The organism is Anaerocolumna sp. AGMB13025, assembly GCF_029689925.1.
In the GTDB taxonomy this organism is placed as follows: domain Bacteria; phylum Bacillota; class Clostridia; order Lachnospirales; family Lachnospiraceae; genus Anaerocolumna.
Genome location: NZ_CP121445.1, coordinates 1,488,153 through 1,513,998, shown reverse-complemented (window position 1 = coordinate 1,513,998; position 25,846 = coordinate 1,488,153). Strand labels below are relative to the sequence as shown.

Genomic DNA, 25,846 nt, shown 5'->3' with positions numbered 1-25,846 from the left:
AAATAGCCCTTTTGTAATGCTAGGCTGCAAAAAATTTACTAATGTTGTTAAGACTTATGTAATTTTATGAGCCACCTAATTGAAACAACCGATTACAAGTTTGAGAAATCAATTCAGAGTCATGTGTTACTACCAATATAATTTTATCCGCTTTCGCTAAGTCTTTTATTAATTCAGATACAACTCTCATGCTTTCCAGATCCAGACCACTGCTAGGTTCATCAAATACCAGAACCTCTTTATCACAAATCATGCTTACAGCAACTGCTATCCGTTGTTTTTGACCTCCCGATAACGTATTTGGATGTTCGTCCTTTAATTGATACAATCCTAATTCTTTTAAAGTTTTTTCAACCTTATCAAGGTCTGGATTTTTTATTCCAAAATGGGTTTCATGTTCCACACTATCTGCAAATAGTTGATAATTCACATCTTGCATGACCATATATGCCCTTTTGATTAATTTCTTCTCACTTTGGGCTGCCCCATTCCAAATTACCGCTCCTTCCAGCGGCTTTTGTAAACCGCAGATTGTCCTTAAAAAAGTGGATTTTCCGACTCCATTATGGCCAGTTACTGCAATAATATCTCCTTTTGCAGCCGTCAAATTAATGTGGGAATGCACCACTTTTTTTCCATAACCAATTGATAAATCTCTAACTTCCAATACCGTTTTCTTTTTTTCTTTTACTTCTGTACAAATTTGAGGTTCTTTATATAAAAAGGATCTAAGCCCCAGAAGCTCTCGCTCATAATCTGATAATTTTAAAAACTCAGATTGTGTCCATTTATATTTGATTTCTCCGTGTTCCATGTAATAAATCTCATCTGCCAAATTTGTTAAATAGTACAATCTATGCTCTGCAATCACAACGGTCTTACCTTGCTTTTTGATGATTTGAATGTATTCTGCTAAATCGGAAATGGAATTCGTATCCAGGTTCGAAGATGGCTCATCCAAAATATAGATATCAGGATTCGTGGCATAAACAGAAGCAAACGCTATTTTTTGTTTTTCTCCTCCTGATAAGGAAAAGATACTACGATTTAAGAGATTTGTAACCTTTAAATCTTCTGCGGTCTGCTTTACTCTATTTATTATCTTACTACGTTCTATTCCCCGGTTTTCCAGACCAAAAGCAATCTCTCCATCTGTATCTGTATTAAAAAACTGTGTTTTAGGATTTTGAAACACTGAGCCTGTAGTTCGTGCGATTTCATAAAGTTTCTTTGCGAAAAGATCCTCCCCGTCCACAACTATATTTCCCTTTAGTTCCCCTTTAAAAAACTCGGGGATCAAACCATTTATCAATCTGGTAATTGTGGTTTTTCCGCATCCACTCTGTCCGGTTAATACCACGCATTGTCCAGCAGATATGGATAAATTAATATTTTTAACACCCCCATCAACCGTCCCTTCATATGCGAAGCTGATATCACTTAATTGAATTTTCTCCATCTTTTAACCTCTCTGAATGCTTTTATATTTCCTTCTATTCATTATTATTAAATCAGTAATAGAGTTTAATAAAGTTTATTGTAGTCGTGCTATAATTCCGAATATAAAATATGTAGTAAATATAACCATCACGATAAAGTCTTTCACCGTGAATTTGATTTCGATAAGACTAGTCTTTACATTCGTACTTTCAATTCCACGGGTTACCGCAGCTATTGATAATTCATCTGCCGTGTTAGATGCAGCCATCATAAGCGGTACATACAGGCATTCTATTACTACGAATGGACGGGTACATATATTTTTTATAGATGGCGATATTCCCCGCATTCTCATGGCATCCTTTATATACTTCCAATCTTCTTTAACAACAGGAAGGTACCGCATCATGACGGCAAAGGGAATTACAAAGTGATCTGGCATATTTATTTCATAAAGTGCTGCCATAAACTCGCCAGTTTTTGTTGTCTTTATCATAAGACACGCCATTAAGCCACAAGGATATACCTTATTTACTAACCCAAAGAACGCGGCAAATATAGCCTGCCAGGTTCCTGTCATCTGTAAAACAGAAAACAGTGAGATGCCATAAATTAAACCATAGAGCGCGATTCCAAAGAATGCACTTGGCAGTTGACCTAAAAGCAGGGCAAGCCCAGCAATCATACAAACTAAAATAAATTCATAACGAAACGATGGTGTAAACATTGTACAAAGAACACTTGCAAAAAGTACAAACAATTTCGTTCTAGGATCAAATCGAAGCCAACTCATGCTGTAATTCCAGCCTTTTTAAATTGCTTTCTAAGTAGTTTACTTCCAATCCATGCACTGATTCCAGCTACAAGAACCGTGCCAATCAGAATAACTGCAAGCATCCAATTTTTCGCAGCCCCATTCATAGCATCTATGTAGCTTGAAGATGTTCCACCTTTTACCATATAATTACTCCAGCCGTTTTTGTCTAAAAAATAAGAGATATAGCTTCCTGTAGCACCTAAACTAACACAAATAAAAGCTATCATGTTAAGCAGTTTATTTTTATATTTCCCACTTCCTGCTATCAAGTCGCCAATAATTCCACCAATTACATAACCTAAATCCATCGCCCAATGCATTCCGGTTGCAAACCAGATCACGCCGCAAAGAATCCCAGAAATTGTAACAACGCCACGCTTTGGTACCTTTGCTATTAAAAGCATCATAACAGGTCCTCCAAGCAAGGCAGCACCAAGGGGCATATAAAATGTAAGAACCGGATTAGGCGCAAATATGATTCCACCAACAAGCATGGTCACAAATAGAATTGCAGTGAAAACGCCTATAGTTATCAAATCTTTTACTCCTAACTGTTTCTGATTACCTCTCGCCTGACTGATCATAATCTTCCTCCTTTTTTCTTAATTTCTTGACGCAGCAAGAAATTGTGTTATGATATAGGTTAGTTGAACCTAACCACAAGATACAAACTATCATATCTATTTTACTATTTCAATATCGGTCGGTTAGTTATGGCTAATTGAGGTATTATTTCGTCCAATCAAGGTATCTAATAAGGAGGATTTGTATGAGAGAGAATATAGAACATCTTTACGAAAATATTTTAATAGACCGGGGCTTTATGCCCGTAAATCCAAATGGAAATTTTAATTCCTGCGGTCAGACGTATGAACTCTCAAAAGAATTAGGAGAAGGATTTTATTGGATTTATTCCGTATCCAATTTATATGATATAAAAATACATGATTTCTCATTTTACCAGGATTACTTACTTGAATGCCAACTGCCAGAATGTATGAGTATTTCTTATTATCAGTCAATCGCTGGACATGAATTGAATCCCTATCGCAGAATCAATGCAAACTGTATCAAAACGTTTATAGGCGGGGAAAAAACTTATAAAGCTCTAATGCACAAAAGGATACCGATTCGGTCAGTAGGAATAGAAATTCTTCCTGCTTATTACACACATTACTTAAAAGAAAAATATCCTGACGATTATTCAGACCCTTACGATGCCTTTATTTCTATTGATGAAACCTATCATTTTCCTGAAATGTTATTACTGCTTAATCAAGTGGCTGAGTATAGAGGAACTGGAATCAGTGCAAAAATGTTTTATGAAGCCAAAGTAAATGAAGCTGTTTCTTTGGTTATGGAACATTCTTACAAACATAGTAAAGAGTATCGTCATGTTTCTGATACGGATGAAAAACAGATTTATTGTGTTTCCTCCTACATTAAAGATCATGCTGCTTATCCATTAACCTTAGATCAGCTTTCTAAAATTGCATGTATGGGGCAGACAAAATTGAAAAAGATTTTTAAAATCATTTATGGTTGTACTATTACAGAATTTATTCAGCAAACACGAATGGAAAACGCTGAATTTATGCTTTCGCATACAGATTTGCCGATTGCACAAATTGGTGAAACAATAGGATATACGAATCCTAGCAGATTTGCAGAATTGTTTAAAAGAAATGTGGGTGTTCTTCCTGGTGAATATCGTAAGATGATGAAGGTTTGAGGGTAAAACCCATCCAAAGAAACGCCTAAAACAACATAAGCGTTTGTATTCATATATGTATTGCTTTGCTTTTTTTGTATCGTACCCATAATGATAGGACTTCCAGATAAGCCAGAAAAATAGCTTTCCTTGTTCAGTGTTTATTATGTATAAATACAGACAGTCCAAATATTTTCTTCAATCTTCTTTACCTTTTTACAAGGAGAGGTTCGGAAATTCGTGACTTTAATCATGATAGGAGAACCTCATCACATTTTGATCAGCATTAGGGGCTTTTATCATTCCTTCCTTATATGGTATAAACAGTTTAGATTTTTTGTTGCCATAGGATTCTTTAGCTTTTCAGCTATAAGGAAACAATTGATTGCTTCTTCATGCTTCTCCAAAAGCCTAAGGGCAATCCCTTTATTATTCCAAGCCTCTGCATTTTGACTATTGATATCGATCGCTTTGTCATAACAACGGACTGCCTCCGTATAATCACCTGCTTTTTTGAATGCAAGCCCTTTATTCGTCCATGCATCATCATATTGCTCCTGAATCTCAATCGCTTTATCATACCACCGGATTGCATCCTCGTATTCTTCCAGGTCACTTAGTATATTTCCCTTTACATACATCATATTGGCATTTTCCGGCTCTAATCTAAGTGCAGTTTCAATATCTTCCAACGCCTCTTCGTATTCTCCCAGCTCATCACAGAAACTTGCTTTATTCAGCCAGGCAGAGGAATTTTCAGAATTCACTTCTATTGCTTTTGTCGCATAATATATAGCTTCTGAAGTTCTACCCAACTGACTCAAAGAAAAGGCCAGATTGTTCCATGCATAATCAAGTTCAGGAGACAGGGACAGTGCCTTCTTATAAAAAAAAATGGCATTTTCATGCATTCCTAAATCACTTAGCACCAGCCCCTTATAGTATAAGGCAATATCTTTCTCCGGCATAACCTTAAGAATACATTCAAAGCAATCCAATGCCTCTTGGCTTTTTTTTAATTCACATAATGCAACCCCTTTGTAATAAAGTGCCTCCAAGTCGTCCGGATTTTCGTTGAGTCTTTCCAGGGCTTCCTTTAAAATTTCATCCCATGATTTGTCAAGTTCCATCCTCTTCTTCCCCCTATTACTACTTTTAATTAGACGGATTAACAACTTTAATGTTATTAATCCGAAGACCTACTGCCTCTTCGTTCAACCGTTCAAATAATTCTTTAAAGTTATCCAATACATGCGGCACCGTATGGTATGGAAACATAACCTCAGTTGTATTTCTAGTCAGAGTATTTCCCCAATACTGCCTATTCAGATACTCCAAGGGAAAATATACCTCATCATTTATCCCATGATTTATAAGAACCATATCACTCAACTCTACAAGCGGGCAATAGGGATAGTTATTGTGTAAATAAGTCAGAAACGAAGTAATTTCCAAAAAACAATATGGTTCTTTAAGCCTTAGCTGCTGAGATTGGTAGAAGACTCTAAACATGATATCATCACTGCTCTCCATATAGCTGCACTTTGAAACAATTTCTTCTGCTATATCCATCGGTGTTGGCCACCCAAGAGCCTGACACAGTTCCTGCGTATATCTTACATAATCCTCTTCTAAACTGGTTATGGGTTTTATCCGTGTCATGGGCTCCCATACGCAATGAAACCGGTATCCAGGATCAAATTCGGTAATGGAAGGATACTCCTCTCTTAGCATAGATAAATAGGGAATACACGGAGGTGAAATTACGATATCGCAGATAGCCAGAAAGGTTAAAAGAAATTCTGTGCTATTCTTTGCAGGAATATTCTGTGCTGCAAATACCAGGGTGAAATAATAATCATTATTTTTTGCACTAAAAGACAAGCCCCGAAGATAATCCAGTGATAACTCCTCTTTTATAAGGAAAAATTCTGCAGCTTTGCTGTAGCTCTCGAGAATTCCCTTTGTGGTGAACATATTCACGACCTTTATTTTCATACCCTGGGATTCCATATAGAGTATCCGGCTTTTATTTTCCGAAGAACTATCAATTGTCTTATACCTCTTATATGGGAATCCTCCGAAAATTCCTTTTAGATATGCTTGCAACTGCTTATCAATAGCAGCATATTTCTTGCTGATAAACAGCCCAATAAAATCAGGTCTGATTTGATTCATGATTTCACAGTCTGCCAGGTATTTCTCTGGACTATCGTTGACGTAAGAATTCAACAAATAAAGATCAATCCATTCAAACAACCATTTGTTAATCAGATTATCGTTCCGTAACCTGGAATCAGTCTGTATAACATCTATAACTGATCGATCAGCTCCATCAATATTTTTATAATGATAGAGTATATGCTTTACCATGTTGATAACCAGAACTTCTTTATACCGTTCCAGCATTTGAAAATAGAAACCATAGGTGGAATAAGCTCTTTGAAAATAATGAAAGTATTCATGGATAATTACTTTTAAACAATCATCTACTGCTCCTTTTTCCTTGTATTGCTTTAGGGAATTTAAGTAGCTGCTGGAGTCAAAAGAAAATTTTATTTTGCAGGCAAAAATATCAAAATAATTGCTGCCATTCTGATGTTCTTTTTCATGAAATAGCCTGACTGCCTCATATAGATTCATGTCATTCATCGCCGTTTACCCATTATCCTTATCGTGAGGATATCTGCCATCAGACAAACTAATGGGAGTTATTCCGCTGATATTACTACCTCCATTCTCGTTTACCGTTTTAAATTCAAGTTTGATTTTTTGAACATAGCTGCTTTCATCTTTCGATGACATATCTCCTTTTGCAGATAAAATTGATAACAGCTTAATATCAAAGCCTACACCGGCAGTATCATTTTGAACAAAGACACAATTTGCTTCAAGGGTTAATTTGTCTGTAACAAATAGTCTCGGTAAACCGCTTTTCCGTCTTTCTTCTTCACTTTCCATCAGTTCCTTCTGAATGATTTTTATTGCTTCACCTAATGAAATACTATCGTCTAATATTTTATCAAACATCCGACCTCTACCTCCTTAATTATAAATTCAATGATAACACAATATACCATATTATGTAAATTTAATTTTCAAATTGGAACCGGAACAATGGTTCAATCTTTATTAATGGTTAATATAAATAAAATTACAAATATTGACATTTCAATAAGGATAGCCTATTATAATTTACATAATAATCCAATTATGTATAATGGTATAAAAAATTAAAAAGGAGATTGTATAATATGGTAAATATGAGAGTAAGAACTGTAAGAACACTATTAGTAACTATCTTGGTTTTAGTTTGTATGGTTTCATCAGTTTTATCAGTTTCTGCAGCTTTTGTGCCCTCACAGGCTGTACCGTTCGCAAACATGTCAAATGGTGGAAATAAATATATTTATTCGGATAATCCAGAAATGTTATGGGATGGTACTGGTACTCAAGGAAATGGATGGGTTAACAATTTTAATGGAAGGTCAGGAGCATATACAACTGAAGAAACCTTAGCAGTCAATACATTATATGATGCTTATTTTTATCATATTAATAAGACAACAAGCAAAAATATAAAAGTAGGCGTGTATATATATGCTACTACGGCAGGAACTGTTACTACACTTAATAAATCAGTGGCAAATACTGGAACATCATCATTTCCTGATTATGAGATGTGCGCAAATGTTGAGACTGGATACCAAAAGAGTACTAACTATACTACTCAGTCATTAGCTGCTGGTACTGGTACATTTATTGCCAGTGATCAAATAGGACCATTAACCTTAGTTAATGGCCATGTTATGTTTAAAGTTTCATCGAGTATGAAATGCAGAATAGTATTTTATGATGCATCAGTTACGACTATTAATCCTAACACTCTTGGAAAAGCAATTCCTATGTCAACTGGAACAACTGCGACCTTTGTCGGTGATGTTAAATATGCAGATTATAATTATAATTCAGTTTCAACAAATGGCAGTCATGGATTTTATTTAGCTACAGCAGGGTCAGATATGTCATTTAATACGGGAGAATATGAAACTGGTTCTAATGCCATAAACAGTAATAATCAATTAATGGGAAATTATGGTAGAGTTTATAATATGGTATTAAGTAACTGTGCCGGTAAAACTTTAAGAATTACGCCTGATTGGGGTACAATTTGGAATTCTTCAAGTGGGACTTGGCTGGTTCGTGAAGCTTTAGCTTATTGTCCGGGTGGATCAACTAGTTCTTGGACATATAAGAAAATACATAGTATATACAATAAAAGAGAAACTGGGCAAACAACTCCAACTAGTTATACAGGAACAGAGCTCACTTATATTGATGTTGTTGTTCCAGCAGGTAATAATAGTTATAATTTTAAATTTATTCTTCCAGGTTCAAATTTCGGAAATGTTTATTTTAAATTTATTAATTAGTAGATTACCAACCTTAATAAATAGTTAAACTACATATTGGATTATTCTAATTAAAAATCCTCATTGATTATGAACTGTTTTCCGTCAAGTAGACAATTAAAAAAATATAAATCTTTTCTGCCAGTAGGTAATACCTACTGGCAGTTTTTATGCTATTTCAAAGGTACTTCTTAAAGTTCATAAGGCGTAACTTGATAAACATAATAATTATATCAATCCAGGCTTTTATGAATAAGCAATCCTAAATTCTTTTACATATACACAACTATCTGACTCTGCTCCATTTGATGTAGCATAAACACCAATGGTATTACCAACAAAACCGCCGGCAACCTCTGTACTCATTTCATGGATATCCACATCTTCTAATATGGTGGTTTCTCCCTCCGTTCCCAGCAGAAGGAAATCCGCCTTCTGCCCATGGCCTTTAATCATAAATCTAAGTACCAAGGAATCCGGTGTCTTTGTATCCCATAACATATTAGTATTAATATATTGCTCTCCTAATATCTGATCGATTCCTTTTATAACTTTTACAACCTGTAATACCGGCTGCTCTACCGTTTCTCTGACTTCTTTTTTAGCACGGAATAGTATATGATATTCATTACTTTGAAGAATTACCAGACCAGCTTCTTCCCCTTCTTTTAATTCCCCGAGCAAAATGGTAAGTTTAGCTTCGTACTGATAATCTAGCTGTCTGAGTCCTAAATAAGCCGGACAGGCCAGCTCTTTTAAGGTTTGAGGAAGACAGGAAAGTTTTAATTCTCCCTCTTGATAGTGCCAAAATTCCTTTCTGGTATTTCTTAGTTTAACGATATCAAAGGTGTTCTCTCCGGTTAAATCAAGGGTCTGTACCCATTTATCCGTCTTCTCGCTGCCGTCAAAGGGCAGTTCCACCTCCTCCTCTAATTTACCTACTCCTGGATTAACTACTGGCCAACCATCTTCCCAGACAACTTTAGCCAGAAAGGTTTCCCTTCCAAGCCCTACATAACCTTCGCATCTTCTGCTGGCTAGCATTACCATATACCAGTTTCCTGCTGTATCATCCACCAGGTCAGCATGCCCTACATAGATTACAGGATAATCTTTGCCCAGATGCCTGTGGGTTAAGATTGGATTGTTAGGATTATTCTCATAAGGTCCCCATATATTCCTGCTTCTCGCAGTGGTCACCGCATGGTTTGGTCCAGTACCGCCTTCTGCAATCATCAGGTAATAATAGTCGTCCTTCTTGTACAGATGCGGTCCTTCCGGCCAGATAACATCCTTTAAGGCTCCCTTCCATATAGCCTGACTCTTACCGGTAAATTTCATAGAGCTAAGATCCAGCTCCTGCACCCAGATTTCCCAGTCTCCGTTATATCTGACTCCCTCTGGATTGGGTCTTGTCCCTACGTAATAACAGGTGCCGTCGGTATCAAAGAAAAGACTTGGGTCAATCCCCTGTGCTTCTTCTCCAAGATAATAAGGCTCCGACCAGGGACCACTGGGATCTTTTGCAGTAACTATAAAATTACCTCCCGCGGAAACATTGGTGGTAATCATATAGAAAACACCATCCCAGTACCTGATAACCGGCGCAAAGATTCCCTGAGAATGCTGGCACCCCTCCAGGGGAAGCTGTGAATTTCTATCAAGCACATTACCAATCTGCTGCCAGTGCGCCAAATCCTTGCTGTGCCAGACCGGAACTCCCGGAAAATAGGCAAAGGTTGAATTTACAATATAGAAATCTTCTCCCACCCTGCATATAGAAGGGTCCGGGTAAAACCCCGGGAGTATTGGATTTTTTACTTTTATCATTTCTTTATTCCTCTCTTATTAATATTTATTTTGTGGTATAGCGTTGATATTTTATAACCGTTCGTTTTCCTACGTCGGATATTTTCCTGAAATCCCAAATACCTTCAATTTAATTACTATTCTTTAAATACTGAATCCCTTCGACTTAATTACTATAGCGATGTAAGTTTACATTTAACTTAACTGACTACTCCTTACTATCATATACAAAATTCTCAAAATCCGCCCTTCCTCCGATTTCCTTGGTAGCATAATGGAATAATCCCACACGGCAGCCGGTAAAATGGTCCAACCTGAAATATAATCTGTGTTTTATACCAAGGCTGTTCCATTGCCCCTTATCCTGGTAATAAAATTCTGCTGTGTCTGCTCCGTCCGTAAAATCAGCCTGGACTTTTAACGTCACCTTATTATCTAAAAAAGGAATTCGTTCAAATTCTCTTCCTGGTTTTTTATCTCCTCCCTCTTCTCCCCAGATACTCTCCTCTGGATTCCGTTCTTTTGCAATCATGACCAGATAGTACTTACCCTCTTCCCTGGTAAGACCGATAAGCCCATAGCACCCCTGTAAAGCACAGATTCCGGCAAAATCCCCATTCTTTAGTCCGCTGCCGTCAACCGTGACCGACATCTCGCAGGCTGGACCTGTCATACGCTGAGTTAAGGTATTTACGGCAAGTCCCACATTAGGACTTAATTGACCGGTACGAAGGCGCAGGGCGCCAGGTCTTTCTGTTACCGACCAGAGGTCATGGTTTGGGGTATGATTCCATTCCCATACCTTTTTTAAGGATACTTCTCCCTTATCATCTGGTTTGTAAAAAAAATCATCACTCTCTGTAAGGGGTTTATATACATGAGCTGCACGGGTACTTTTTACCTCTATCTGCTTTGGTATCTCTCCATCAATCCCAAAGACGGGAAAATCATTTTCCCAATGCATCGGCACTAATACCGGAATACGACCAATGGCACCATGATCCTGAAATAACATGGCATACCAATCTCCGTCAGGGGTATCCACAATTCCTCCCTGGGCCACTCCGGCATTATGGTATCCCATATCATCATCCAGAATATCCCTTCCGGTAAACTCTCCCTCCAGGGAATCGGATACAAAACAAGCTTCCACTCTCCGACCGGTACCATTCGACAACCAGTGAATAAAGAACAGGTAATATTTCCCATTAATCTTATACAGGTGGCTTCCCTCATAACCCAGTCTAATATCCTCACTGTCCTTTACAACCATTCGGTGCAGACCATTCCTTTTAGGTCCTGTTAAATCTTCATCTAGTTCTGTTAAGTAGATTTCTTTATTGCCATATACAAGGTAAACCCTGTCATCCTCATCAAATAAAAGAGAGCAGTCATGGTAGAAGCCGCTGATATTCTGCTTTCTCCAGGGACCGGTAATATCCTCTGCCTGATAAAGATAGGTTTTTCGGGTATCATTGGCTACAAAGCATACGTAAAAGGTGCCTTTATGATAGCGGAGAGAGGCTGCCCACATTCCTTTGCCATAAATACTTAAGTTATCTTCAAGTTTCTGTCCGGGGGTGTTATCTAATTCCTCAAATACATGGGTAATGATTTCCCAGTGTATTAAGTCAAACGAGCGAAGGATGACTCCTCCTGGCATAAAATGCATGGTTGTACTAATCATATAATAGGTGTCTTTTACTCTGATTACATCCGGATCCGGAAAATCAGAAAAGATTATGGGGTTTTTATTCATATGCATGTAAATCCTTCCTTCTTTTATATTTGTTTTTAATTCTCGATCTTGGCTTACAGCCTCTTTTCTCTTTATACCTTCTTTTATCTATTGATTTTCAATCTTTCTATATCTTATATGGCTTCCTATATCTATAGCTTCCTATATCGGCTTATATCTTTTGATATTTATTCAACTTATGACTGTTCATTCAAGTTAATCATAATTCAGTTATACTAATTATAGTAACTTGTTATTTATGCTTCAATGATACATCCTAGCAAATAGTTGACCTATCGTAGGATTCTAATTATTTTACAAAAATACTGTCTTTGAAATTTTCCCAATCCAGCAAACCAATCGGCTTTAAACTTCTGCTTCCTATGGCGCTTATCCATATCCATGCATTTATATATAATAAAATGCAATAATCCACTCCATAAAAACCAAATGAGGCTGTTGCAAATTAAAGTATGTCAACCTGGGCATAGAATAGGGATTATATTTTACAAATATTTCGTTCCAAATTCCCGCGATTATGCGGCTCCATTCTCTTTCGTGCAGCCATTCGCGCATACTTTCCAAAAAATATTTGTTAAATATAATCCCTATTCTCTCCCAGGCAATTTACTCTTTGATTTGCAACAGCCCCGTATGGTACTAAATAAGCCCCCAGTATAAAATGAGGGCTTATTCAAAAATTTAACTATTAACTAATCATTCTAATTAGCAGGTAAAGGTATCAGACCTATCTATTATTCCAGAGGAGTAGTAACCTCACTTAAATCCACATTGGTATCAGCAGCTGCACTTTTCGGGGCGGCATTAAACTTCCACCAGTTTAAGTTAAAGAGATAGCCGCTTCCGCCTGTAAATTTAAAGTACAGGTCATGGACACCGGTAACTTTGCTTACCGCAGCAGATTTTAAAGTCCAGTTCTGCCAGCCGCCGGTACCAGAAACCGCACAGGTTCCAAGTAGGGTACCGTTTAAACTGTCAAGACGGATTTCTATGTTTCCGCCGCTTGTATCGGAGGCTACTCTTGCATCAAAGGAGCTTGCACCACTTCCAAAGTCAACACCTTTTACTTTAATCCAGTCACCATTTTCAATATAACCTACATTTCGTCCCCCCTCGTTGCAGGCTTCTGTCTGAATACCACTTTCCTGAGCCATGGTTTCAGCTTCATTATTTACATAGGGATTAACATTTTTTAACTGTGTCAAACCTGCTGTAGTTGGTGTAACCTGCTGTATGGTACCATCAGAATTGTAATTCATCTTATCGATACACATGTTTCTCTGATAAACCCTTACGTCGGAAGCAAGACCGTTCGAAGCTGCAAGTGCCCGGTTGTGATAAGCAACATACCAGTTTCCGTTAAAGGAAAATATGGACTGGTGATTATTATTGGAATCATTCTGGGGTGGATTGGGAAGTATTGTGCCTTTATACGTAAATCCAGCGGTAGGGCTGTTACTTACCATATAATCGATTTTTGCAGCTCCCTGGGAAAAATCTGTGGAATAGGAAAAATAGTATTTTCCGTTATATTTGTGCATATAGGATGCTTCAAAGAAGCGAGGCGCCGTCATCTTTATGGCGGAACCATTAATACTTACCATATCGCTGTTTAACTTGATAACTCTAATATTTCCCTCCCCATTACCGCCAAAGTACAGATATGCCTGACCATCATCATCAACAAAGGCACAAGGGTCAAAGCACCAGAAACCGGAAGGCGGATTCACACCAGGCGTACTGCCGTTAACCAGCGGACCGCTTCTGGTATCCTTAAACGGACCGGTAGGGCTATCACTTACTGCTACTCCGATACCGTTTCCACCATTTCCGTAATACATATAAAACTTATTATTCCGGTAAACAACGGAAGGTGCCCAGGACAAAGTGGCCCAGCTTGAATCAGCTTTGGCTGTGAATACTTCGCCGTGGTCAGTCCAGTTTTTCAAATCATCGGAAGAGATACAGGTAATATCATTAATAATATAACCTGCTCCGGATTGATATACATCATGGGAACCATATAAATAAACCCGTCCATTATACACCAGTGCACTTGGATCCGCAGCATAACGCTGATAGAAAATAGGATAATCCGCAAATGCAGTTGTCTGACCAAAGAAAGATGTAAGCAGGACAAGTATTGCCAGTATTGTAAATACCTTCATCTTTTTAAACATATATACTCCTTTTCTATTCGGACCAATTATTATAAACCCCCAATTGGTCCGAATCCCATCATTATATAATTTTTATATCCTGAAACAAAGTGTTAGTTTACTGATTAGTCTCGTCTACGCAGATTAAGCAGTAATAACCTTCCTCTCCTACAGGGACGCAGCAAAAGCAAACCATTTTATGTAATAGGATATCATATCAATTACAGCGTAATACATTCTGTATAACCCCAGGCTGTGAATAACTGCCATAAATTTCTGCCGCTGCGGGCAGCCTGTCCATCTCTTAAGGCCGATTGCAGCAGGATTCTTTAAACTATTTTGACCTTTGCTTTGGCTTTTTCAGTATTTTTATCCTTTAATGAACCGTATACCCAGCATCTGTATATGCCTTAAGAACACTGTTGTAAGAGGCTTTCGGAGTATTCAGGCTGCTGAATAATAAAGGCTTATTAGAAGATCTCCAGGAAACACTGTCATATAAGCCCCACCAGGTGATACCGGTAATATTGCCTCCGGCCTTTTTCACAGAAAAGATAGCGGAAAACAAATCATAAACATAACTTGCCTGTGCGGAATCCGAAGAATTACCAACATCAAGTTCTGTAATCTGAACCTCTAAACCGGTATTAACAAATTTCTGTAAGGCCGCTTTATAAGAGGTCACAGAAGGATAGGAAGTAGACAGGTGGGACTGCATACCGATACCGGTGCAAAGCTTCGTTCCGGAATTAATGAAATTAACCAATGCTATCATGTTATCTGTTACTTCATATTCATTATAATCATTGTAAAATAGGGCTACGGAATCCGTTAAACCAAAGTAGCTAAGCGTATCATGTGCATATTGGAAAGCATTTTTTACATAGGAAGGAGTTGTTCCCAGGTTTGAACCATAGATAGAAGACCAGCCGGAAGGACCTGCATGAAGATATTCATTCACGACATCCCAGGCATAGACTACACTGCCATAATTCCCAGTATATACATGATTCATAAAGCTCTTTATATAGAGTTCCATTCTGGCATTCATCACTGCCTGACTAACATAGGAACCGCTTGAACTGTAACCGGTTCTAAAAAACCAGTCCGGAGTCTGACCATGCCAAACTAAGGTATGGGCACGAAGTTTTAATCCGTTATTATAGCAAATCTGCAGAACAGAATCCACTGTACCAAAATTAAGTGAGGGCACAGTACTTTCGGTGTAACCGGAAGGAATATAGTATCCACTATTCTGAGCCTGGCTAACAGAAATTAACTTTGGTGAAGAACCCAGTATGGAATCTGGTTTCATCTCATTTTCCATGGTGATGCTGTTATATTGGGTCTTCATTGTAGTAAGGGTCTGGGTATCTCTTAACTGGTTTGAATTAACTGCTACACCGGAATGGGATAACTCTACTCCATAAGTGCTTAATAAGGTGCCAGTAACAGGCGTACTGTCAGTCATGGTAAAGGTAACTCTGTTAACCACTGCTGAATAGCTGTTTGTATCCTGGGCCATAATACCAATGCTGTTAACCATAGCAGTGGTGTTTGGCGCAAAACTAACATCAGAAGTACCGGCCTTAAAATTGTAATTAACCGCAGCCTGGCTGCCAGCCGTATCATAGAGTTTAAAGGCTGTCTGTCCGTTAGGACTGGATGCGTTAAAGGTTACGCTTGTGCATTTTGACATGTCCAGGGTCTCCGGCAGATTAAATTTAATCTCTCTGTACTGCCCGGAAAAGTTAATCGTAGCCGATCCATTGCTGATCGAATAAGTTGCTCCCCAAGCCGATTGATAAGTCATTGTGTTAAAATTATAAGTTTTTGTGGTTGCTGCATGAGCCATAGAGGAAGGAATTGCTGCTGTAAGAACCATAAGAAGTGCTAAGGTAAAGCCTAGAAATTTTTTTTGTTTGTCATTCCATTTTTGTAACATAATAACCTCCTTAATAATTTATTAAACAAGCAGACCCCGCATATCTGCCATGTTTCTAAATAATACTTGGAATCGCTCCCTAACTTCATTCCATATTCCTTCGAGCAATTCAGGTGGTCTTATATATTATCTGGATAACGTTCTATTCAATTAGATTCTACATAATAGTAAGTAATGTTAGCTTAATATTGCTATTCTTATTATCAATTAACCTTATTGCAGTTTTATTATTTATTAGCAGCTTTTTTTAAGCTATTATTAGTCTTATTAAATAAAATACAATTATTATTAGTTATTTAGTTAATTCAATCAGTTTTGTATACACATTTAGTTGGTTTACCTCCATTATATAGTTAATAAATAGTTTGGACAATGCAAAATAATTGTAAATTATTGACACATTATATCATTTATTTCTACTATTTCTACAAGTTACCAATGTACTTTATCTATTATTAAACCAGATAAGAATAACATTAAAAAACCTCTTTATAGTTACAAATTCAAAACTTATCTTAAAAATATGCTTAATAAAATGTCTCCACAATGACTGAAGAACAGTTAAATTGACCTATCCTTTGATTATTTACTTATAAAAATCAAAGGATAGTTGTATTCAAGTTTTAACCCTTTACTGCTCCGCTTGTTAATCCGCTGATTAGATACTTTTGCATAAATAGGAATATTAATACTACCGGAATAATAGTAACGACTGCAAAGGCCGTTAAGTAGCTCCATTTTGTTCCATACTGCCCCATAAAATTAAATATACCAGAGGTAATCGGTCTTCTAATCTGGTCTTGTATAAATGTCATACCATAAGCTAAATCACCCCAGGCATATAAAAATGAAAATATGGCACATACGATTATGCCTGGATAGGCTATAGGTACAAGAATACGAAGAAATGCTGTAAACCTGTTACAACCATCTATGTAAGAAGCTTCCTCTATATCCTTTGGTATGGAAGCAAAGTAGTTTTTTAATATCAGTACGGAAAAAGGAATTCCTATGGTTGCGTCAGCGAGTATAGCAGATAACGGTTTATTTATTAAATCCATGTTTCGGAACATGATAAACATCGGTGTTAAAATTACAGAAACCGGAAGCATCTGGGTAATTAAAAAACCCAAAACACATAGCTCCATACCCTTAAACCGGTATCTGGCCAAACCATAGGAGGCTGGTACGGAAAGTATAACCGCAATTATCATACAGCTAAGAGATATAAACATACTGTTTCCAAAGGAGCGGAACATATTAAAATCTCCGCTTTTCAGCTGCGATGCATAAGATAAAAGATTTAATTTCTTTGGAAAAAGTGTCGGAGGAATCTGAAAGATTTCCTGCTCTGTCTTTAAAGAGGTTACTATAATCCAGTAAACCGGAAATAGTAATATCACTAACAGCAATAAAGAAATCACACAAAAGAATATATTTTTTCTGCCATAGATTTTATTCGTATCCTCCATTAGATTTCCTCCTTCCGATTGGTTACTCTTAAATATAACAAGCTAACAAGAAACAACATTACAAACAATATATTGGCCACTGAGGCCCCCTGACTATATTTAAACAAACCAAAGGATAATTTGTAGGAATAGGTAGAAAGTAAATGTGTGGAATTAACCGGTCCGCCATTGGTCATAACATAAACTAAATCAAATACCTTAAAGGTATAGATAAAGCCCAGGATCAGTACGGATTCAATGGTAGGCTTTAATAGAGGCAGTGTTATACGAAATAAAGTCTGCCGTTTATTCGCCCCGTCAATAGACGCGCTTTCTTTTAGTTCTACCGGTATCAACGTTAGACCGGAGGACAGTAAAATCATATTAAAGGGTATTCCAATCCATATATTCGTAAAGATAAGGGAAGCCATGGCGGTCTTAGGTGAAATAAGCCAGTCAATGGGTCTGCTGATTATATGTAATTGCTGTAGTACCTGATTTATGATACCTACGTTGGAACTGAACATAAATTTAAACATAAGTGCAGTTACAGTTATTGGTATCATCCAGGGAATCATTAATAATCCCCTGACTGGTTTGGATAAACTGAACTTTTTCTCAAAAAATAAAGCCAGGGCAAACCCGAACAGGAACTGAAAAATCAGTGATAGAATTGTAAAAAGAAAGGTGTTATATACAGAAGTTCTTAAAACAGTATCCTGCAGCAATAATTTATAATTATCCAGTCCGATAAAGGGCTTCACAGCCTTATTTATCGTCATGACCGTAACATCCTGAAGACTTAATATAATATTACTTATGATTGGATAGCCAACAAAGAATAACATATAGAGCATGGCTGGCAATATATATAAGATTCCGGCATTATCATATCGAAAAAACTTTTTTATTCGTCTCATGCAGACCTCCCAGGTATTAACTTATGCTCCGCTAACAGACAGGCGTCCACGAAAAATCGTGTACTTTCACTTTTTACCAATCTCAACTCCATGGTACTTTGTGTTACTGCCACAAATAAGCAGAATGAAAGAATCTATACTAAAATCTTGATTCGAGTGTCAAAAGTCTCACCGTCTGCATTTTATGAATACCGGTGTAATATTTATGATAGTAACTATTACGCTGGTATTCATTCAAAATGCGAATTCGATCCTTTGACACTCGAATCAATCCTATTGTTTTAAAATCCCATCTATTGTGGTTTGCGCTTTCTCGGCAGCGTCCGCTGGGGTACTGGTTTCGGTTATTACCTCATTAAAAGCCAGGGAAATTGCATCTGATATCTCAGGCCAGCTTGCATGTGGTCCTCTTGCCTTAGCATACTGCATTTCTTTAATGAAATGCTGCATAACGGCATCCCCTTCATACTGGGTCTGGGCCACATCTTTTCTGGAAGCAATATATCCAAATCCATCTATGTAGCTTTTTACTTCATCTTTACTGGTTACATATTTAATAAACTCTAAGGATGCTTCTGCATTTTCATTTTTAATAATTGCAAAGTTCTCACCGCCAAGACCGGACACATCTTCCTTATCTTTTGGTATCATGGCTACATTCCAGTGCAGGTCCGGGGCCTGGCTGCGCATAGTTGGTACTTGCCAGGTTCCATTAATCATCATGGCCAGATTCCCGGAGATGAACTGATTCATGGTATCCCCCTGTGTCCAGTTTATGGCCTCTTTAATCATGGAACCGTTTTTTACCAGGTCACCGATAAAGGTCAGTGCTTTTATCCCTGCTTCGTTATTAATTTCATAGGAGGTTGTTCCGGCTGACCACATCCAGGGAAGGAAATTAAAAGTACCCTCTTCATTCTGCAAGGCACTAAAGGCAAAACCGCTTACCTTATCTGTGGTTGTTTTTTTAGCCACTTCGGCTAATTCCTCCCAGGTGGCAGGAACTTCACAACCGGCAGCCTTTAACATATCTTCATTATAAAATAATGCAAGACAATTACTTCCAAAGGGAACCCCATACAATTTACCATCTACAGTACAGGAACTAATCGGACCGTCATAGTATTGGCTTACATCTATTTTTCCTGTTATATCTTCAAATATTCCCATAGCTGCATATGCCGCATGGTCAGGGTTATCAATAATTACGATATCCGGAAGTTCTGAGGCTGTAGCACCGATGGACAACTGCTTTTTAAAATCTGCAAAGGGTACATATTTTGCCTCAACTGTAACAGTTTCCTGTGTGCCATTGTATTTCTTTAGAATTCCATCCAATAACTGCTGATGGGATTCATTCTCCCAATAGTACCAGATGACAATATTCTTTTTTTCTCCGGCACTTTTAGCAGCTGTTTCACTGTCTTTGTTATCCGTACCGTTCTCTGCGGCTATATTAGCCGTATCCTTTGTATCCTTTGTTCCCTTACAGCCGGCAAGTAAACTCACTGCCAATACGAATAAAAGCAGAACCGATAATAACTTTTTCATAAATTCCTCCTCAATATGTTTTAAAGCCTGCTGCAATAAGTGGTTCATAAGCTTATAACAGCCGCTCTTCTTAATTTGTAAGGTAATTATATAATATGGATATTTAAGCAGAAACAGAAAAAACCTGTAAAAGGATGAATTTCCTAATATCAAAATCAGACAGTAAAATCCCGGTTCAGGTTGTGAAAGGAAAGACTTATCCTCCTAAGCCTTAAGTCAGACATAAAAAGTCCAGGTTATTTGTACATTTTTCTATATTCCGTGGGAAGAAACCCGGTTGCCTCCTTAAAGACCTGACTGAAATATTTAGGGTCTCCATAACCGGATTTATCAGCTACCTCATATAATTTTAAATGAGTACCAATTAACAATTCTTTGGCTTTTTTTATGCGGAAGTTTTTTATGTAGGAACTAAAGTTAATACCCATTTCCTTATGAAACTGTGTTCCAAGATATTCAGGTGTAAGATTTAACTTAGCCGCGATTTCATCCAGGGTAATCCCCTGGTTATAGAATTCATGGACCAGACTTTTTGCTCTTTGGATGGTAAAACTAATTGCATCCTTTGCTGATTCTTTTTCAGTGAATTGGCTTATAAAATGTATCAGGGTTTCTTCCAGTTCATTTAAGGTAATTGCAGCCATAAGCCTTTTCAGATATTCCTGCTGTTCAAAATTCTCGTATTTTCCATAATCTATTTCTTTTGATACATTAATCATGGACCATAAGAAACGGACAAAACATTCCTTAATTTCTTTGGGTGAATATATATTCCCTTTTCTGAAATGATTGCAGAAATCCTTTCTAGATAGTTCTAATTTTTTATTGTCAAGTGTACAAAGTGCAGTCCGCATCCGGTTCTCAATCTCAATGGGATAGGATAAAGGAAGGGTCTGAATCTTATTTACTTTTGGATAAGTTACCATAATATCATCGCCTAACACAATATTCCAATCCATATTTTTTTGCAGTATCTGATAATTACTTCGCAGTTCATTTATACCTTTAAAACGAATCCACCCAAAACAGGCTTCCAGGGTTTTATCCCTTTTTATATGAAGCAATACTCTATTCTGAAACCATCTCTCCAATTCCTGCTCCTCTGTGCAGGAATAGATAATGCACACAACTGCATTGTTTGGAGCTACTTTTAAAAGACTATATTTTAGTGCTTTTTCTTTTAGTATTGTTTGGAATTCTCTTATGATTTTTTTATGGTTTTCTTCATAGTGATTGCCAAGGTAAGCCATGATTAGTATAAAGCTGCTATTTTCATCCAGATTATAACTATCTTTTAAATACTTAACCGTCTTACTATCTGCCGTGATTCCCCCTAATAACAGACTGTAAAAAATTGTGTTCTGCGTTCTGATTTCTTCCGGGTTCCTTGTATCTTTGTCTTCCTGGGTCAGTTGTATTTCTATAGTATTAAGGGCCTGAGTCAGTTCATTGACTGATATTGGCTTTAAAAGATACTCATTTACCCCTAATTTAATAGCCTGCTTTGCATAATCAAAATCAGAGTATGCGCTAAGGACAATTACCTTTACCGGAATGTTTCTTTCTTTTAATTTATGAAGCATCTCAAGTCCGTCCATTTCATTCATTTTGATATCTGTTATTACTAAATCCGGTCTTGTCTGCTCAATCAGTTCCAAACCCCTTAACCCGTTTTCTGCCGCACCTGCAATAATATGTTCCCTGTTATTTTTTTTAATTAAATTAATAATTCCCTCACGGATCCTAATCTCATCTTCAACTATTACCACTCTCATTGTTATTCCCCCCGATTCCTATAACTTTTGGAATGTTTATAATAATACTTGTACCCTCACCTGATTTGCTTATGAATTTGACTAATCCAGCCGCTCCATAATACATTCTTATTCTGCCGATTGCATTGCTGATGCCAATATGACTGTTAACCTCCTCACTGCCATCGGTACCCTTATTAATCTGCTTAACCACTTTTTCCGACATCCCCTTTCCATTATCCGTTATCATAATACGAATGGTATCCGACTCCTCACTTATCATAATTTCCAGTATATGATTTTCTTTCCTTCCATCAAAGCCATGCAAGATAGCATTTTCCACAAAGGGCTGTAATAACAGCTTATGTATAAAAAATTCCTGCACATTAGGCTCTACCTGTAATAAGAACTGAAAAGAATCCTTAAACCTGGTCTGCTGTAAAAACACATACTGTTTTAGCCAATCAACTTCCTTTCTTATTTCAACGACACCATTACTCTTATCAACTCCATACCGTAATATCTTTGCCAGAGAGTTGATTGCATTACTGATTTCATATTGCTCTTTATCAATAGCCAGCCAGTTAATGGTATCCAGGGTATTATAGATAAAATGAGGATTTATCTGGGCTTCTAAGGCAGTAATTTCTGCCTGACGCTGCCCCTTAATGGCTGCCTTTTCTTTTTCTATGGATTCTCCTAATTCTGTAATCATATGGTTAAATTGGTCGGCAATAATTTCTACCTCCACAGGCATATGGTTTCCGGCTTTAACCTGAGTAGTTAACTTTCCATTCTCCACTGCCTTCATTGCTTTTACAATCTGCCCTATGGAACTAGTTAAATGATTTGTTACAAATATTATTATAATAATCAGCAGGAATACCGAAAGAACAATTACCATAATGATAAGCTTTTGCTGGTTGGTCATCTGACCGATTATATTACTTTGATCGGAAATATTGATAATACTCCATTTCCTGGATTCATCATAAATACGGTAAACTTTCATAAACCTTCCTGTTAAAAATCCATTTGTTCTTACAAAGTTCTTATACTCCTGGTTCTGTTGGTCCTCTATCGTGGTATCAATAATTTTATTTCCCACTCTTTTGCTATCTTTAAAGGATACCAAATATCCGTTATTGTCCGTGATCAGGGTTAAATTATTGAGGTCTTCTCCATTATTTATCCCCTGGTTCCGGCTGCAGATCTCGTTTAATAATTGTTCATCTATACTTAAAATAATAATGCCATTTTTCTTATTTATCTTCTTATAATCTACAATACGGTGAGCCATATGAAACAAATAATATGACTGGGAGTTAAATTCTGCCGCGTATTTTGTAGACAGGAAATCCGTCTGATTCATAGCACTGACCGTATCATACAGTTCCATCGAGGTCACTCCATAATTCTCCATCCACTTTATATTCGTGGTGGAAGTAGCCAGTTTATCATAAAATACGATATCACCCCGATCTGTAATAACCGTGATACACTGTATGTAGGGTTTTACATTGGCTATCCCCCTAAGGGTTCTTCTTAACTGATTACGGCTTACCGCAACATCCTCCCTTTTTACAATCTTATCCACCAGCTCCACGATATAATCATCGGTATACATCTGATATAACAAGTCTTCATAAGAAGACAGGACTACATCATAGTAGTTTTTTGTCTGGGACAGATTTGTCACATTCAGTTCATCTACATTATTCTGAACGATGGTTGTTATATTGTAGTAAGAGAATAAATTAATTGCCACAATCGGTATAATTGATATCATGCAAAATGAGACAATTAATTGATATTTAAAGCTTCTTTTTCTTCTGATCTTCCTCATCTTTTCCTTTTGTCTTACGTTACTGTAAGACGCCCCCATCCAGGATTTTTGGCTTTTTATTATCACGATTTACTACGTTTATTTATTTATGCTTTTTTCCTCTTTTATTATTTGTGCTTTCACTTAGCTTTTAAATTACACTATTTACTGTTTTTACTATTTGTGTTTATAGTTAGCCTTCATGATCTAAATTGTATTACTAGTTTAATAAATTTTTCGTTTACTTGTTCTACACAATTTACGTTATTTGTCTGAATCTTATCGCCTTACCTATCTTATCTATCTTATCTTTATCTCTTAGCATATCTCTGAACACCATATATCCTTTACTACTATCATAAAATAATTGGTTATTTTTGTCTATTATTTTAAATTTTTTACATCCGTTGACGAGGTACAAAAACAGGACCTTTCAGATGAATTCCGAAAGGCCCTGAGGTTTAAGTACAGCCTATTATGCTAAGACTGCCAGTAGCTAATTAATTTCAATATAATCAAGTTCTGCATATCCCGTTCCTCCGGAGAAACCTGGACTTCCCTTTGCCAAACGGATAATATTAATGCCTGCTTTTAGATTTACACTTACATTCACACTTCCAAACTGTCCCCATCCCGCCGTTGCCGGATAATTAACTGTGGACCAGGAACCATTATTATAAGCTAATCCCTGGGTTGCAGTAGAGCCTGTCCCGTTGGCATATCTTATTGTCATGGTATAGGTCTTAGTAGTTGGTACATTCACAGTAAAATCTACAAAACTATATCTTGGCATAGTGGTATCATTATAATCGATCTGGGCTACATACCTGCCCTCTGAAGCATTAGAGCCGGAGCTAATATTAGCTTCTGTTATAGCCGCCTTTTCTGCCTCATAGCGTACCTGGGTATTACTGATTCCAGGGGTAATATAGATGCGGTAACCATCGGTTCCATTGCAGCCGGTTACCGGAACTGTTATCTGACCATTAGTAACCGGATAATTGCCTGCCGTCACCGTAAGCGGACCGGCGGATACGGTATCCTTACTCGTCCAGCTTACTTTCTCGACTTTTACGGTGGCGTTAGCACCAATAAAGGAGGGAATATTTCGAAATACTACATTAACTGACCCGTCATTAATTCCGCCAAACAATAAGGAAACATACTTAGCGCTATCATCCACGCAGGCAAACCCGTCTACCTGATCACTGTTGTCATTAGGCGGAGTTACACTGACCATGTTTCCGCTCATATCACCATACCATTTGTAAAACCACCAGCCTGCTCCTTTTTGAGTATTGCTGGCTAAAAGACTTCCCAGTCTGCCCGGTGCCCCTGTCCACCACCAGGTAATACAGGCGGAGTCTACTTTGTATCTTTCAAATTTAGCAATAAACCGGGCTGACGGTCCGGGAGCCCCTTCCTTTGCATGGTCCGTATCGCAGTATTCATTAATACTAATGGGTATAGCAGCAATACCAAGGGAGGTTTCAAGCGCCCTGTAATCTCTTAGATTAGAGGCGGTACTTGTGTTTGAAGACAGTTCATGCCAGCAGATAATATCCGGCAGGCAGTTATTAGCCTTACAATAGGTTAAAAAGCTTGACATTCTGGAATGATTATAATAGGAATAGGATGGTCCTATTATTTTTGCCCCAGGATCAGCCGCTCTTATTGCCGAAAAGGTCTGTGACCACATGTTTTCAAAACTTCCATTTGAAGATTTCCAGGTACCATCCGGTTCATTCCAGATTTCATAACCATAAAAATTACTGTATCCGGAAGCCTTTTTATCCGCAATGACTGACCGAACGGAATTTAACCAGTTTGTCATTCCAGAAAAATTATAAGGCCAGCCCGGAAAGATATCTGCCAGCCGTATCATTACCTTTCCGGTAGTACCACTTAGCCTGCCGGCAACCGGAATGGCTGCTCCGATAGGCTGCTGATACCCAGAACCGGCTCTTGCCGGATTTGTAAATACACCTGGCTTTAAAGGTGCCACCAATGCTGATATGTTAGCCGGTATGGTTTCCGTAATGCCATATAAGGAACCACTGGCACAATGGGTAACCGGTCTTAAGGTTGTCCCAAGGTCTACGCTAAGTGTCGAGGCTGCTGCTGCATTCGTATAGGGGAACATACTGACTAACATAATGATACCTAATAAAAAAACTGCCGCTCGTTTCATATATAACCTCCTCATAATATTATTATATCGTTTCCATTCGTTATTTATTTGAACTGTTTTCATATGCCGGCGTTATAAAAACAGACTCAAATCGATACTTAT

Annotated in this window: 18 protein-coding genes; 2 read left to right on the top strand and 16 right to left on the bottom strand. The window is 37.5% G+C overall.

Annotation, left to right across the window (positions count from 1 at the left end):
* Positions 1 to 64: 64 nt before the first annotated feature.
* The 3 genes from QA584_RS06180 to QA584_RS06170 form a co-directional block, all read right to left on the bottom strand.
* Positions 65 to 1,459: an ABC transporter ATP-binding protein gene (locus QA584_RS06180; RefSeq protein WP_278273637.1), complete on the bottom strand. Its 1,395-nt coding sequence runs from the start codon at positions 1,457 to 1,459 to the stop codon at positions 65 to 67.
* A 75-nt stretch (positions 1,460 to 1,534) separates the two neighbouring features.
* Positions 1,535 to 2,233, bottom strand: coding sequence for an energy-coupling factor transporter transmembrane component T (locus QA584_RS06175; RefSeq protein WP_278273636.1), 699 nt, complete (start codon positions 2,231 to 2,233; stop codon positions 1,535 to 1,537).
* The gene (locus QA584_RS06170; RefSeq protein WP_278273635.1) at positions 2,230 to 2,841 is read right to left on the bottom strand and encodes an MptD family putative ECF transporter S component; all 612 of its coding nucleotides are present in this window, start codon (positions 2,839 to 2,841) and stop codon (positions 2,230 to 2,232) included. The genes QA584_RS06175 and QA584_RS06170 overlap by 4 nt, the downstream gene beginning before the upstream one ends.
* 185 nt (positions 2,842 to 3,026) lie before the next feature.
* Here QA584_RS06170 and QA584_RS06165 point away from each other — a divergent pair, with 185 nt between their 5' ends.
* Positions 3,027 to 3,989: a helix-turn-helix transcriptional regulator gene (locus QA584_RS06165; RefSeq protein WP_278273634.1), complete on the top strand. Its 963-nt coding sequence runs from the start codon at positions 3,027 to 3,029 to the stop codon at positions 3,987 to 3,989.
* A gap of 278 nt (positions 3,990 to 4,267) precedes the next feature.
* On the opposite strand, the gene QA584_RS06160 is transcribed toward QA584_RS06165, so the two are convergent.
* The 3 genes from QA584_RS06160 to QA584_RS06150 are packed head-to-tail and all read right to left on the bottom strand — an operon-like array spanning position 4,268 to position 6,998.
* A complete protein-coding gene (locus QA584_RS06160) occupies positions 4,268 to 5,098 on the bottom strand; it encodes a tetratricopeptide repeat protein (protein WP_278273633.1) in 831 nt (276 codons plus the stop codon).
* A 25-nt stretch (positions 5,099 to 5,123) separates the two neighbouring features.
* Positions 5,124 to 6,620: a hypothetical protein gene (locus QA584_RS06155; RefSeq protein WP_278273632.1), complete on the bottom strand. Its 1,497-nt coding sequence runs from the start codon at positions 6,618 to 6,620 to the stop codon at positions 5,124 to 5,126.
* Between the two features lie 6 nt (positions 6,621 to 6,626).
* A complete protein-coding gene (locus QA584_RS06150; RefSeq protein WP_278273631.1) occupies positions 6,627 to 6,998 on the bottom strand; it encodes a trypco2 family protein in 372 nt (123 codons plus the stop codon).
* 224 nt (positions 6,999 to 7,222) lie between these two features.
* Between QA584_RS06150 and QA584_RS06145 the strand changes: the two genes are divergently transcribed.
* Entirely contained in the window at positions 7,223 to 8,401 is a 1,179-nt protein-coding gene (locus QA584_RS06145; RefSeq protein WP_278273630.1) for a hypothetical protein, read from the top strand.
* A gap of 225 nt (positions 8,402 to 8,626) precedes the next feature.
* Here the strand turns inward: QA584_RS06145 and QA584_RS06140 are convergent, their stop codons facing one another.
* The 10 genes from QA584_RS06140 to QA584_RS06095 all read right to left on the bottom strand — a co-directional run bounded on the left by QA584_RS06140 (position 8,627) and on the right by QA584_RS06095 (position 25,744).
* Positions 8,627 to 10,210 (bottom strand): glycoside hydrolase family 43 protein, encoded by a 1,584-nt coding sequence (locus QA584_RS06140; protein WP_278273629.1) that lies wholly within the window; start codon positions 10,208 to 10,210, stop codon positions 8,627 to 8,629.
* Positions 10,211 to 10,397: 187 nt separating this feature from the next.
* Positions 10,398 to 11,954, bottom strand: a complete 1,557-nt coding sequence (locus QA584_RS06135) for a glycoside hydrolase family 43 protein (protein ID WP_331487850.1) — start codon at positions 11,952 to 11,954, stop codon at positions 10,398 to 10,400.
* Between the two features lie 728 nt (positions 11,955 to 12,682).
* Complete coding sequence (locus tag QA584_RS06130) at positions 12,683 to 14,128, bottom strand: glycoside hydrolase family 43 protein (protein WP_278273628.1); 1,446 nt, start codon at positions 14,126 to 14,128, stop codon at positions 12,683 to 12,685.
* A gap of 355 nt (positions 14,129 to 14,483) precedes the next feature.
* On the bottom strand, positions 14,484 to 16,052 hold the full coding sequence (locus QA584_RS06125) for an endo-1,4-beta-xylanase (RefSeq protein WP_278273627.1): 1,569 nt from the start codon (positions 16,050 to 16,052) through the stop codon (positions 14,484 to 14,486).
* Positions 16,053 to 16,675: 623 nt separating this feature from the next.
* Positions 16,676 to 17,524: a carbohydrate ABC transporter permease gene (locus QA584_RS06120; protein ID WP_278273626.1), complete on the bottom strand. Its 849-nt coding sequence runs from the start codon at positions 17,522 to 17,524 to the stop codon at positions 16,676 to 16,678.
* Positions 17,524 to 18,423, bottom strand: a complete 900-nt coding sequence (locus tag QA584_RS06115) for a carbohydrate ABC transporter permease (protein ID WP_278273625.1) — start codon at positions 18,421 to 18,423, stop codon at positions 17,524 to 17,526. The genes QA584_RS06120 and QA584_RS06115 overlap by 1 nt, the downstream gene beginning before the upstream one ends.
* A gap of 273 nt (positions 18,424 to 18,696) precedes the next feature.
* On the bottom strand, positions 18,697 to 19,974 hold the full coding sequence (locus QA584_RS06110) for an ABC transporter substrate-binding protein (protein ID WP_278273624.1): 1,278 nt from the start codon (positions 19,972 to 19,974) through the stop codon (positions 18,697 to 18,699).
* A 236-nt stretch (positions 19,975 to 20,210) separates the two neighbouring features.
* Positions 20,211 to 21,749, bottom strand: coding sequence for a response regulator transcription factor (locus QA584_RS06105; protein WP_278273623.1), 1,539 nt, complete (start codon positions 21,747 to 21,749; stop codon positions 20,211 to 20,213).
* Entirely contained in the window at positions 21,730 to 23,574 is a 1,845-nt protein-coding gene (locus QA584_RS06100) for a sensor histidine kinase (protein ID WP_278273622.1), read from the bottom strand. The genes QA584_RS06105 and QA584_RS06100 overlap by 20 nt, the downstream gene beginning before the upstream one ends.
* Positions 23,575 to 24,049: 475 nt before the next feature.
* Positions 24,050 to 25,744: a GH39 family glycosyl hydrolase gene (locus tag QA584_RS06095; RefSeq protein WP_278273621.1), complete on the bottom strand. Its 1,695-nt coding sequence runs from the start codon at positions 25,742 to 25,744 to the stop codon at positions 24,050 to 24,052.
* Positions 25,745 to 25,846 lie beyond the last annotated feature (102 nt).

Bases quoted from the DNA above. Each gene is read 5' to 3' on its own strand.
- QA584_RS06145 (WP_278273630.1), top strand. From the start codon at position 7,223: ATGGTAAATATGAGAGTAAGAACTGTAAGAACACTATTAGTAACTATC.
- QA584_RS06115 (WP_278273625.1), bottom strand. From the start codon at position 18,423: ATGAGACGAATAAAAAAGTTTTTTCGATATGATAATGCCGGAATCTTA.
- QA584_RS06105 (WP_278273623.1), bottom strand. From the start codon at position 21,749: ATGAGAGTGGTAATAGTTGAAGATGAGATTAGGATCCGTGAGGGAATT.
- QA584_RS06125 (WP_278273627.1), bottom strand. From the start codon at position 16,052: ATGTTACAAAAATGGAATGACAAACAAAAAAAATTTCTAGGCTTTACC.
- QA584_RS06110 (WP_278273624.1), bottom strand. From the start codon at position 19,974: ATGAAAAAGTTATTATCGGTTCTGCTTTTATTCGTATTGGCAGTGAGT.
- QA584_RS06170 (WP_278273635.1), bottom strand. From the start codon at position 2,841: ATGATCAGTCAGGCGAGAGGTAATCAGAAACAGTTAGGAGTAAAAGAT.
- QA584_RS06140 (WP_278273629.1), bottom strand. From the start codon at position 10,210: ATGATAAAAGTAAAAAATCCAATACTCCCGGGGTTTTACCCGGACCCT.
- QA584_RS06175 (WP_278273636.1), bottom strand. From the start codon at position 2,233: ATGAGTTGGCTTCGATTTGATCCTAGAACGAAATTGTTTGTACTTTTT.
- QA584_RS06100 (WP_278273622.1), bottom strand. From the start codon at position 23,574: ATGAGGAAGATCAGAAGAAAAAGAAGCTTTAAATATCAATTAATTGTC.
- QA584_RS06095 (WP_278273621.1), bottom strand. From the start codon at position 25,744: ATGAAACGAGCGGCAGTTTTTTTATTAGGTATCATTATGTTAGTCAGT.
- QA584_RS06180 (WP_278273637.1), bottom strand. From the start codon at position 1,459: ATGGAGAAAATTCAATTAAGTGATATCAGCTTCGCATATGAAGGGACG.
- QA584_RS06165 (WP_278273634.1), top strand. From the start codon at position 3,027: ATGAGAGAGAATATAGAACATCTTTACGAAAATATTTTAATAGACCGG.
- QA584_RS06130 (WP_278273628.1), bottom strand. From the start codon at position 14,128: ATGTTTAAAAAGATGAAGGTATTTACAATACTGGCAATACTTGTCCTG.
- QA584_RS06135 (WP_331487850.1), bottom strand. From the start codon at position 11,954: ATGCATATGAATAAAAACCCCATAATCTTTTCTGATTTTCCGGATCCG.
- QA584_RS06160 (WP_278273633.1), bottom strand. From the start codon at position 5,098: ATGGAACTTGACAAATCATGGGATGAAATTTTAAAGGAAGCCCTGGAA.
- QA584_RS06120 (WP_278273626.1), bottom strand. From the start codon at position 17,524: ATGGAGGATACGAATAAAATCTATGGCAGAAAAAATATATTCTTTTGT.
- QA584_RS06155 (WP_278273632.1), bottom strand. From the start codon at position 6,620: ATGAATGACATGAATCTATATGAGGCAGTCAGGCTATTTCATGAAAAA.
- QA584_RS06150 (WP_278273631.1), bottom strand. From the start codon at position 6,998: ATGTTTGATAAAATATTAGACGATAGTATTTCATTAGGTGAAGCAATA.